Source organism: Baekduia sp., assembly GCF_035685985.1.
Lineage (GTDB): Bacteria > Actinomycetota > Thermoleophilia > Solirubrobacterales > Solirubrobacteraceae > Baekduia.
On sequence record NZ_DASRZV010000008.1, the window covers coordinates 237593 to 247984 of the forward strand.

The window sequence follows — 10392 nt, forward strand, 5'->3', positions numbered from 1 at the left end:
GCGCCGCGGCCCTACGCGATCGTCCGGCCCAGCCAGACCGCCAGGACGCCGAGCATCGCGCTTGCCACGACGTTGGCGACCGCGTACGAGCGGGTCGCGCGCCGCGTCTCGTACATCCACGTGCTGAACGTCGTGTAGCCGCCCATGAACCCGGTCCCGCAGATCGCCAGCGCGGCGGCGGACAGCCCGGCGGCCGACAGCAGGCCCAGCGCGAACGCGCCGCTGAGGTTCACGGCCAGCGTCCCGAACGGATAGGACCGCCCGACGTGCGTGTTGACCGCGTGCGTCATCAGCGCGCGCGCCACCGCGCCCAGGCCGCCGGCCAGCGTCAGCGCGACCCACGTCCCGGCGCTCACACGCGCGACCTCCGGCGGGACGAGCCCGCGTAGGCGGCCGTCAGGCCCGCCGCCACGCTGCCCGACACGTACAACAGCGCCAGGCCCACGCGCGAGGCGTCGAGCATCCGCAACACCTCGAGCTGCATGGTGGAGAACGTCGTCAACGCCCCGCAGAACCCGGTCCCGATCAGCTGGCGGGCGTGGTCGGCCGGCCCGCGATGCGTCGCGATCCACCCGAGCACGAAGGCGCCGACGACGTTGACGACGAACGTCGCCCACGGCCAGTGGCCCGGCGACGGCGCGATCGCCTCGGTCATCCCGGCCCGCGCCAGCGTGCCCACGCAGCCGCCGCAGAATACGACGGAGAGCAGGCGGAGCTCGAGCGCGGGCGGCATTCGACCGCCGCTTCTATCAGCGACCGACGGTGAAGCGCGCGCAGGCCCCGCCGCCGTCGCGTCCCGCCACCCACAGGCGACCGCCGTGCAGGGCGGCGATCCGGCACGCGATCGCCAGGCCCGCGCCGGTCCCGGGGTAGGCGTCGCGGGCGTGCAGGCGCCCGAAGATCTCGTAGGCCTGGGCGGGCAGCTCGCCGAGGACGCCGATGCCGTCGTCGGCGACGACGTAGGCGCTCGCGTCGGCGTCCCACCCGACCTCGACGTGTCCCGCGCCGAACTTCACGGCGTTGTCCAGCAGCTCCTCCAGCAGCCGCCGCAGCAGCGCCGGGTCGGCGCGGCACGGCGGCAGCGCGTCGTCGATCGTCCACGCCACGCCCTGCGCCCGCGGCGCCAGGACCGCCTCGATCAGCTCGCGGCTGAGCTGCCCCACGTCGACGTCCTCCTCGACCGCCGGCGTCCTGCGGCCGATCCGGACGATGTCGACGAGGTCGTCCAGCAGCTCGGCCAGCTCGGTGCCCGCGTCGCGCACCAGCGCCAGGTAGCGCCGGGTGTCCTCGGGCAGCTCGGCGTTGCGCTCCTCGGAGAGCAGGATGCGTGAGAAGCCGTCGATCGCGCGCAGCGGCGCGCGCAGGTCGTGGGCCAGCGCCGCGGCGACGGCGTCGAGTTCTTCGGTTGGATCGTGCGTCATCAGACCAAGCCGTCAACTACCGTGAAGCGGCGTGCCGGAAACACGTCGATCGATCGTGGTGGTGGAGGATCACCCGACCGTGCGCGAGGGCCTGTGCCTCGTGCTCGAGCGGGAGGGCTTCGCCGTGGTCGGCCGCGCGGGCACCGCGGAGGCCGGGCACGACGCGATCGTGGCCGCCCAGCCGTCGGTCGCGCTGGTCGATGTCGACCTCCCGGACGGCAGCGGCGTCGAGCTGACCCGCCGCCTGCTGCGCCGCGACGGACGCTTCGGCGTCCTGCTCTACACCGGCATGGAGGACCCGCAGGTCCTGGAGGACGCGCTGGCCTCGGGCGCTCGCGGCTTCACGCTGAAGACCAGCGATCCGCGCACGATGCTCAACGCCGTCCGGGCCGTGGCGGCGGGCGGGACGTTCGTGGACCCGGGCGTGCGCGATCGCCTGCGCGCGGCGGCCGCCGACGGCGCCGGGGCGCAGCCCGAGCGCGTGCTGACCGCCCGCGAGCGCGAGATCCTGGCCCACCTGGCCGAGGGCCGGTCGATCGAGGAGATCGCCGCCGAGCTGGTGCTGTCGGTCGCGACGATCCGCACGCACGTCCGCAACGCGATGGGCAAGCTCGGGACCCGCACGCGCGCCCACGCGATCGTCGTGGCGCTGCGCCGGGGCGAGCTGGTGCTCTAGGCCCCCGGCGCGGGGGCGGCCGCGACGGGCGGCGGCCGCGGCAGCGGGGCACCGAGGAATCGAACCTCGAGTTACGGTTTTGGAGACCGTCGTGTTACCACTACACCAGTGCCCCAGCGGGGGCTCATTGTAGGACGGCGGGCAGCCCGGCGGCGGCTCGGATGGTCTCGGCCGCGTCGCGCGCGTCCTCGAGCGTCAGCACGAGCTTGTCCCAGTCGGCCTCGCCGGGCGCGGTCCGCACGACGACCGCGGGCTGACCGGCGTACACCGCGGCGAACGTCCGGCCCTTGCCGCGGCGGCGGAAGCGGCCGAACCAGAGCCGGCGCGGGATCGACGTGCCGCCGACGCGCCAGCCGAGGTCGACGTCGGCCCCGTTGGAGACCAGCTGCACCGACGCCACGGCGGCGGTCGGCACCGAGACCTGCCGGGCCAGCGCCATGACGGCCTGGGGGCCGCTGAGGTGGACGACGACGCGGGGGCCTTCGATGGCGAGCGTGGGCATGTGGCACGGAGTATCGCCGGTCCCGGCGTCGACCACGCAGCTCCGGAACCTGGGGCGCAGGAACCCCTCGGTTCCGGAAATCGGGTTTCTGCAGGGAACTTGGTGGACAGATCATGAACATGAGGGTGGGTCTGGTCCTGGGTGCTGGAGGCGTCGTCGGCGCGGCGTGGCTGATCGGCGCGCTGGAGGCGCTGGCCACGGAGACCGGCTGGGACCCGTCCTCGGCGGACTTCGTCGTGGGCACGTCGGCCGGATCGGTCGTCGGCGCGCTGGTCGCCGATGGGATCGCTCCCGAGTACCTGGCCGCCTACAGCTCCGGGCGCACGCTGGACGAGGTCGACGACGTCGACGGGCGCGTCGCGCGCCTGGCCGCGCGCGTGGGCGGACCCGAGAAGCTCGACGAGGTCGCCGAGCGGATGACCGGCGACGCGCTGAGGCTGCAGCTCGCGCCGCCGCCGATCGGGCCGGGCTCGTGGCGGCTGGCGATCAACACGCTGCGCCATCCGCGCCGCCACGCGCCCAGCGCGATGCTCGCGGGCTGGCTGCCGCGCGGCTTCGTGTCGACCCGGCCGATCAGCGACCTCGTCGAGACCTTCGTCGCCGGCGAGTGGCCCGACCACCCCAACTACTGGGCGATCGCCGCCGACTACCGGACCGGCGAGCGCGTCGCGTTCGGCCGCGAGGACGCGCCGCGCGCGAGCGTCGGCCCGGCCGTCGCCTCGTCGTGCGCGATCCCCGGCTTCTACCACCCGGTCGCGGTGGACGGGCGACGCTACGTGGACGGCGGCGTCTGCTCGATGTCGAACCTCGACCTGCTCGCGGGCCGCGACCTGGACCTCGTGATCTGCCTCAACCCGACGTCGTCGCTGGCCGAGCTGGCGGGCGGAACGCCGGCCGAGCGCGTCGGCGGCCTGGTGCGCGGGCTGTCGGGACGGCGGCTGGGACGCGAGGCGCGCAAGCTGCGCGCCGAGGGGACCGAGCTCCTGCTCGTCCAGCCGTCGGAGGAGGACGTGGTCGGCATGGGCCTCAACTTGATGGCGCGCGGACGGCGCGTGGAGGTCATGGAGCGGGCGCGCAAGACGACCGCGCTGGCGCTGCGCGAGCTGCGCGGCAGCGGCCGGCTGATGCCCGAGCGCAACCGGCGGCGGGGGACGGCGGCGCCGCGGGCGCGGCAGCGCGCGGCCGGTGGCTCGCGGCGCGGGCGCGGTGGCGGTGGCGCCGCGGGCCGCCGCGCGGCCTGAACGATCGGGGAGGGCGGCGGTCGGCCCGCTTGATGAGCGGGTATGGACCGGTTTACCCTCTTTTGACGCGACGCGAGCCCGGGGAGGCTCGCGCCTGAACGGATTCGGGAGTTCCGCTGGTCATGAAGCGCCTGTCTCGCCACACGGTCGTGGTCCTGCTCGTCGCCCTCGGCGTCTGCCTGGGCGGGATGAGCGTCGCCGTCGTCGCCTTCGGCCAGACGCCGTCGGGCGACCCCGACGCGACGGTCCCGCTCGGCGACTACACGACGACGACGCCGTCCACGACGCCCACGTCCTCCTACACGACCCCGACGTCGTCGACCACGCCGACGGTCACCACGACCCCGACCGAGACCGGCACGGGCACGCCGACCTCGACGCACCGGACCAAGCCGCAGCGGACGCACGGCACGTCGCCCGGCGGCTCGACGCGCACGCTGCCGTCGACGGCCACCGCGACACGGCCCGGGCCGACGCATCTGGCGTTCACCGGCGGGGAGCCGATCTTCGTCGGCGTCGCCGGTGCCGGGCTCATGCTGGCCGGGCTCGCGCTGCACCGCCGGCGGCAGCGCCGCGCGGCGTAGCGCGCACCAGCGCGGCGGTGACGACGATCCGCTGCTTGGCGCTGTAGAGCGGGTGGCAGGCCGTCAGCGCCAGACGCTGGCGGCCGACGGCGCGCAGCGCGGACACGTCCGACGGCGTGACGATCCGCGTGCCTTCCACCTTGTAGGTGAACGTCCCGTAGGGCATGGTGATCGTGATCGGGTCGCCGCGGCGCAGCGCGTCGAGGTGGCGGAACGGCGCGCCGTAGGTCGTGCGGTGGCCGGCGATGCCGACCGTGCCGGGCTCGCCCGGCAGCGCGGTGCCGTCGTAGTGGCCGGGGCCCTTGCGCAGGCTGGAGGCGCCGGTCCCGGCGACGATCACGTAGTGGTCGTCCAGGTGCGGGATGTGGAGCTCGCCGAGCGGGCGGCCGGACTTGGTCGTGGTCTCCAGCGTGTGCGCGAGCGCGCGCATGCGCGCGGCGGGGGAGGGCGGCGGCGCGGTCTGGCTCGAGTCGTTCTGGGGGGTGGCGGTCCCGCTCGCGGCCGCGGCGGCCGCCGCGCTCGCGGCCGGTGACGCGTAGGCCGCGTCGAGCCGGTGCAGGTCGCCTTCCAGCGCGTCCTGCTGGCGCGCGGCCCACAGCGCGGAGACGGGCTCCTGCCAGACGACGGTCGCGACCGCGTCGCCGACGGCCAGCGCGCCGGCGGCGACCAGGAGCGCGGGCAGCCCGGGGCGGCGCGGGCGCAAGCGGTGGCGGCGCGGCGGGACGGGGACGGGCGCGGTGCCGGCGGGGGCGGGGGCGTCCGGCGGGGTGCCGCCGTCCGGCGGGACGGCGACGGCGACGGCGTCGAGCCGCGCCCGGAGCGCCGCGATCTCCCCGGCCAGCTCGGCCACGCGCGCGGCGATCCGGTCGATGCGGGGATCCGGCGCGGGGTCGGCGACCGCCAGCCGCGGCCCCGGCTCCAGCCACCAGTCGGCGCCGTCCTCGATCGCCAGGTGCAGCGGCAGCGCGAAGTCCACGACGAACGGCGCGCCGCCGCCCGTGATCGCCCGGGTCCCGGGCTCGGGCGCGATCCGCGCCCAGCGCGCGCCGTCGGCGACCAGCAGCGTCGGCGGCGCGAACGGGCCCGGGCCGCGGGCAGCACCGGTCAGGCGGACGAGCGCATAGCCCGGCCCACCGCCTGCCCACTCGGCATGTGCGACGTCCCACGTCATCGACACCAACTCGGTCGGCCCTCCTGGCCGCCGGTTGAGTGTACGGGCCCGAACGGTCTACGGGGAGTGCTTGGCGATCAGGTAGTCCGCGACGCGCGCGGACGCCGTCTTCAGGCGCCGGAAGTACGTGGCGCGGCTGACGTGCAGCTCGTCGGCGGCGAGCTCGTGGCTGCCGTCCGGGTCGAGGTAGCCGCGGCGCACGATCGCCCGCAGCAGCTGCTCGTCGGGCGAGTCGCCGAACGCGTGCGTGACCGCGTCCTCCAGCTCCGCGCGCACCGACGCCGCGCGCTCCTCCGGCGTCGCCCCGCGGGCCAGCGGCGAGGCGGCCAGCTCCAGCGGCTGATGCAGGCTGCGCAGCGCGTCGCGGACGAGCTCGGACGTCACCGGCGCGCGCGGAGCCACCGGCGCGGCGGCCTCCTCGGCGGCGAGGATCGCGGCGCCGAGCGCCTCCAGGTCGCCGCCGAGCCGTACCGGTCCGGGCGCGCCCAGGCCGAGCTCGCCGTAGACCGCGGCGCGCATGCTGGCCAGCAGGCCGGCGTCGGAGTGGTCGATCTGATGGCACTGCACGACCTTCTCCCCGACGTGGCAGTCCAGCTCGGTCAGGTGCGTGGTGGCGACGGCCTCCGCGAAGGCGACCGCGGCGGCGTTGGCGGGGTCGATCGGGATGTAGGACCAGCGCAGGTTGTTCAGGCCGGAGCGCAGGATCGCGGCGGTGTTGAGGATCGACAGGACCGGTGAGGTGATCTCGCCGTGGGCGACGAAGTCGACCGAGTCGCGCCAGATCAGCACCTCCTCGCCGGGGTGCGCGGCGCGGGCGTGGGCGATCCAAGGACCGAGGCAAGGATCTTGCTCGCACACCGGCGACGCGTTGTCGGGCGTGACCGCGATCGCGATGCCGCACAGCGTGTCGTGCGCGTCGCGCACGGTGACGACGCGCTCGGGCGCCTGCTCCAGGATCGGCTCGGTCAGGTCCCACCACGCCGCGCCCGAGGGCTTGGACAGGAACTTCTCGCGCGCGACCGCCGCGTCCTCGGCGCGCCACAGGTCCGGGCGGTGCGTCGTCGAGCCGTCGGCGCCGAAGCCCCAGCGGATCGCCGGGTTCTCCACCAGCTCGGCGAGGTCGACGACCGTGCGCGGCCCGGCCCGCAGGCCCTTCAGGAAGAGATGGTCGGCGATGCGGCGGCGCAGCTCGCGATCGCGCTCGGGATCGCGCGAGCGCAGGTCGGCGCGCATCGCCTGGCGGACGATCTCGTGCAGCGCCGTGCCGCCGGCGACGGGCTCGGCGAACGTCCGCTCGCGCAGCCACGTGTCGGCGGCGGTCGCGTCGACCTCGGGCAGGACGTCGCGCAGCATCGCCTCGTCGCACACGCGCGCGATCGCGGCGACCGCGGCGACGTCGAGGTTGTTGCCGTCCAGCTCCGTCTTGGCGATCCGGTGCAGGATCGCCTGGACCAGGTTGGGGTGCTCGTGGATGTTGTGCGGCGCCCAGGCGACGCCGTCGCGGACCGCGGCGTCGGCGGCCAGCGCGAGCGCCAGCGGCGAGCCGTCCGCCCAGCCGACGAGCTGCTCGGCGAGGTCGCTGTCGGTCAGGCCGTGGGCGCGGACGAGGCTGAGCGCCGCGTCGGGCGGCATCGGCTCCAGCTTGAGCTCGACGGCCAGGCGCTCCCAGCCGTTCTCGAACCACGCGTGCTCGGGCGTGGTGCGGCCCGCGAGGACGACGACGCTGCGCGCCGGCAGCGACGGCAGCAGGCGGGCGCGCAGCCAGCCGTCGGCGGCGGCCATGCGCTCGTAGGTGTCGAAGAGGATCAGCGGCTGGGCGACCGCGCTGACGTCGCCCAGGGCCGACTCGATCTCGCCGGGCACGGGCGCGAGGTCGCGGCCCTCGACGAGATGCGTGCTGTAGCCGCGGCCGGCCGCGCGGCGGGCGACCTCCCGGAGCAGCGTGGACTTGCCGATCCCGCCGGGGCCGTGGACGAGCACGACCTGCGCGGGCGGGTCGTCGACCAACAGGGAGTCGAAGAACGCGAGCTCACGCTCGCGGCCCACGAAACGTTGCGCGTCCCGGGCGGCGAGACGTTCGGCGAGGGTGCTGGACACGGTTGGCGATCGCCCTGAAGGTTGCCATGCCAGTCCACTGATGAGGAGTCGTCCTTAGACTTCCCAGCCTTATGGGTGGGTCTGGTGCTTCTTCGAAGATCTTTCGGGACGGGCTGCTCGACGGGCGCGTGGCGCTCGTCACCGGCGGCGGGACGAACCTCGGCCGCGAGGCGGCGCGGGAGCTGATCGCCTGCGGCGCGCGCGTCGTGATCGCGGGGCGGCGGGAGGACGTGCTTCGGGAGACCGCCGCGTCGGTGGGCGACGCCTGCTCCTGGGTCGGCGGGGACATCCGCGAGGCGGAGGACTGCGCGCGGATCGTCGCGACGTGCGTCGAGCGGCACGGCCGGCTCGACGTGTTGGTCAACAACGCCGGCGGCCAGTACTTCGTGCCCGCGGAGTCGATCTCGGCCAAGGGCTGGCGCGCGGTCACGCGGCTGAACGTCGAGGGGACGATGAACATGACGGGCGCGGCGGTCCCGGCGCTCGTGGCGGGCGGGGGCGAGGAGGGCGGCGGTGGCGTCGTGGTGAACGTCACGGTCTCGCCGCACCACGGGATGCCCGCGATGGCGCACACCGGCGCGGCGCGCGCGGCGGTCGAGGCGCTGACGCGCGAGCTGGCGGCGCGCTTCCGGGAGGACGGTGTGGCGGTCGTCGCGACCGCCATCGGCCGCTTCGACACCGAGTCGCTGAGGAAGTACCCCGAGCAGCTCTGGAAGGGCGCGGCGGCCTCGGTGCCCCTGCAGCGCCTCGGGGAGATGCGCGAGTTCGGCTGGCTCGTCGCGATGCTCGCGTCGCCCCTCGGCGAGGCGCTGAGCGGCACCGTCGTGACGCTGGACGGCGCGCTCGACAACTGGCCCGGCGCCTGGCCACCCCAGAACCTCACCGACCCCGACGGCACCGTCCCGACCGAGACGCGAGTCCGGGTGAACAAGCCCCCTTCGTCCCGGTAGACTTCGGTACCGGGCTTGCGGGCGAGGTGTCAACGGCTGCACGGGAGCCTTCCAAGCTCTAGGAGCGGGTTCGAGTCCCGTCGCCCGCTTCACCCCAACTCATAGCCACGGGGAGTGGCGCAGTCTGGTAGCGCACCCGGCTGGGGGCCGGGCGGTCGCAGGTTCAAATCCTGTCTCCCCGATCACTAGAAAAGGCCCGCAAACGCGGGCCTTTTTCGTTCCTCGAACGCGCGCGACCGCGACGCTCGCGGAACAAATTCTGCAGAGGACGGGCGCACGGGGGCCGCGCCGCCGCCGAATCGGAGAGCATCCGCCGATGGACAGCGCGGCAAGACCGGCGGTGCCGCCCCCGAGCTGGGACGCCATCTCGGACATGCACGCCCGCATCGATCGGCCCGAGGCCTGGACGACAGCCATCCGCTGGGCGGTGGACCAGCTTCGGAGGACGCTCGGCGAAGACTGGGCGGCGCAGGTCGCGCAGCGTGACGCGGAGCATCCGCTTTGGGCAGCGCTCGTGCATGCCATGTCCCATCCGGCCGGCGCGGCCGAACTGCTTGAGTGGGCGCTGCGGTTGGAGCTTCTCTCCGACTTCGACGGGATGGGCGACGTCCGGCGAGATCTTCGACGGGATCTGACAGCTGCTCGCGGGCTGCACACCCAACTCCAGCTCGAGCTGGCCGGGCACGTGCTGCGCCACGACTGGCCATTGCGTCTAGAACCGCCTGGGAGCGCCTCGCCCGGCGACGTCGCGTTCGACGTCCCAGGGAACGGACGCGTGGCGGTGGAGACCAAGGCACTTCGAGAGCGCGAGCGAACCCGCCAGGAGCGGGAGGCGATCGGCGCGCTCACCGATCATCTGCACTTCGCCGCTTTGCCGCGTGGCCTCTGGGTTGCTGGTCAAATGCATCGAATGCCGACCGACGAGGAGGTGCGGAAGATCGAGGGGTGGATCGCAACGTCCGGTGCGGCCGGCCGGCAGTTGAGCGGGATGGAAGGCATCGAGCTGTATCTCGTTCCTCGGGATGCGGCGGAGGGGCACGGACTCCGCAGCTCTCCCATCGCCGATCGTCTCCTTCCGCGCATGGTCGGTGCGATGGGGAGGAAGTCGCATCAGATGAGGGGATCTGGCGCTGCTTGGCTGCGGGTGACCGCCCTGACCGGCCTCTGGGCGACGACGGAGTGGGGCCTTGCCGCCCTCGGGGACAAACTGCCCAGCATGGCCTCGGCCCTCGCCCACGAACTCGGCGCCAACGTTCCGGATGGTGTGGTGCTGTCTTCCGCCGCGGGTGGGAGCAACGGCCAAGCCGATGAGATCGTCACAAGTCACGACGGCATCGCGGTCCGTCGAGCCATTGCGCCCGGTCGCGGGCGCGAGACGCTGATCCTCCCCTTCACGGACGCTGGGCGAGAGCACGTCGAGTTGTGGCTGTTGCTGACGAACGCGGAGAGTGACTGGCTGGACTGGGCGCTTGGCGAAGTAGGTCTCGGCTCAGTGTCCGAGATCTTCGGGACCTGAAGAAGGTCGGCGGTCCCGGACGATGATCGACGTGGGAGGAGGGGAGAGATTCGAGCGCTCGCAGCTACAAGGTGCGGAGAGGAATCTCCCTAACTGAAAAGCGCCTCAGTGTCAGGCTTGGTGATGCGGATGGTGGTGGTGTCCGCTTGGGGTTGTTGGGTTCCGGGAGGGCGGCGGGCTGACTCGTAAAGCGCCTGTCTTTGTGACCTGGCGGGGTTGTGTCGCCCGTCGCCG

The 10392-nt window shown here is 74.0% G+C and carries 11 protein-coding genes and 3 tRNA genes; 7 read left to right on the forward strand and 7 right to left on the reverse strand.

All coding sequences use genetic code 11. The annotated features are described in order from the left end of the window. Positions 1-11 precede the first annotated feature (11 nt). Genes crcB (VFG42_RS03520) through VFG42_RS03530 form a run of 3 tightly spaced genes read right to left on the reverse strand, consistent with a single transcriptional unit; the run spans position 12 to position 1421 of the window. Positions 12-356, reverse strand: a complete 345-nt coding sequence (gene crcB / locus VFG42_RS03520; protein WP_324905309.1) for a fluoride efflux transporter CrcB — start codon at positions 354-356, stop codon at positions 12-14. Next, complete coding sequence (gene crcB, locus VFG42_RS03525; protein ID WP_324905312.1) at positions 353-733, reverse strand: fluoride efflux transporter CrcB; 381 nt, start codon at positions 731-733, stop codon at positions 353-355. The genes crcB (VFG42_RS03520) and crcB (VFG42_RS03525) overlap by 4 nt, the downstream gene beginning before the upstream one ends. 16 nt (positions 734-749) lie before the next feature. Beyond that, a complete protein-coding gene (locus tag VFG42_RS03530; protein WP_324905314.1) occupies positions 750-1421 on the reverse strand; it encodes a sensor histidine kinase in 672 nt (223 codons plus the stop codon). A gap of 61 nt (positions 1422-1482) precedes the next feature. Here VFG42_RS03530 and VFG42_RS03535 point away from each other — a divergent pair, with 61 nt between their 5' ends. Further along, entirely contained in the window at positions 1483-2097 is a 615-nt protein-coding gene (locus VFG42_RS03535) for a response regulator transcription factor (protein ID WP_324905334.1), read from the forward strand. A gap of 44 nt (positions 2098-2141) precedes the next feature. Here VFG42_RS03535 and VFG42_RS03540 read toward each other — a convergent pair. Together VFG42_RS03540 and VFG42_RS03545 are read right to left on the reverse strand one after the other, a co-directional pair. Further along, a tRNA-Trp gene (locus VFG42_RS03540) sits at positions 2142-2212 on the reverse strand. Between the two features lie 9 nt (positions 2213-2221). Then, positions 2222-2599 carry a hypothetical protein gene (locus tag VFG42_RS03545; RefSeq protein WP_324905316.1) on the reverse strand — a complete coding sequence of 126 codons (378 nt, stop codon included), beginning with the start codon at positions 2597-2599 and terminating at the stop codon, positions 2222-2224. Positions 2600-2724: 125 nt separating this feature from the next. On the opposite strand from VFG42_RS03545, the gene VFG42_RS03550 reads away from it, so the two are divergent. Together VFG42_RS03550 and VFG42_RS03555 are read left to right on the forward strand one after the other, a co-directional pair. Then, positions 2725-3840, forward strand: a complete 1116-nt coding sequence (locus VFG42_RS03550) for a patatin-like phospholipase family protein (protein WP_324905318.1) — start codon at positions 2725-2727, stop codon at positions 3838-3840. 122 nt (positions 3841-3962) lie between these two features. After that, positions 3963-4424, forward strand: coding sequence for a hypothetical protein (locus tag VFG42_RS03555; RefSeq protein WP_324905320.1), 462 nt, complete (start codon positions 3963-3965; stop codon positions 4422-4424). Here the strand turns inward: VFG42_RS03555 and VFG42_RS03560 are convergent. Both VFG42_RS03560 and VFG42_RS03565 read right to left on the reverse strand, forming a co-directional pair. Next, positions 4372-5595: a class E sortase gene (locus VFG42_RS03560; protein ID WP_324905323.1), complete on the reverse strand. Its 1224-nt coding sequence runs from the start codon at positions 5593-5595 to the stop codon at positions 4372-4374. The two genes, VFG42_RS03555 and VFG42_RS03560, sit on opposite strands and share 53 nt — an antisense overlap. Before the next feature lie 57 nt (positions 5596-5652). Beyond that, positions 5653-7641 carry an ATP-binding protein gene (locus VFG42_RS03565; protein ID WP_324905324.1) on the reverse strand — a complete coding sequence of 663 codons (1989 nt, stop codon included), beginning with the start codon at positions 7639-7641 and terminating at the stop codon, positions 5653-5655. Positions 7642-7820: 179 nt separating this feature from the next. On the opposite strand from VFG42_RS03565, the gene VFG42_RS03570 reads away from it, so the two are divergent. From VFG42_RS03570 to VFG42_RS03585, 4 genes are all read left to right on the forward strand, one after another. Then, on the forward strand, positions 7821-8642 hold the full coding sequence (locus tag VFG42_RS03570) for an SDR family NAD(P)-dependent oxidoreductase (protein WP_324905326.1): 822 nt from the start codon (positions 7821-7823) through the stop codon (positions 8640-8642). Positions 8643-8659: 17 nt separating this feature from the next. Further along, positions 8660-8731 (forward strand) — tRNA-Gly (locus VFG42_RS03575). A 19-nt stretch (positions 8732-8750) separates the two neighbouring features. After that, a tRNA-Pro gene (locus VFG42_RS03580) sits at positions 8751-8824 on the forward strand. 134 nt (positions 8825-8958) lie between these two features. Next, complete coding sequence (locus VFG42_RS03585) at positions 8959-10158, forward strand: hypothetical protein (protein ID WP_324905328.1); 1200 nt, start codon at positions 8959-8961, stop codon at positions 10156-10158. Positions 10159-10392 lie beyond the last annotated feature (234 nt).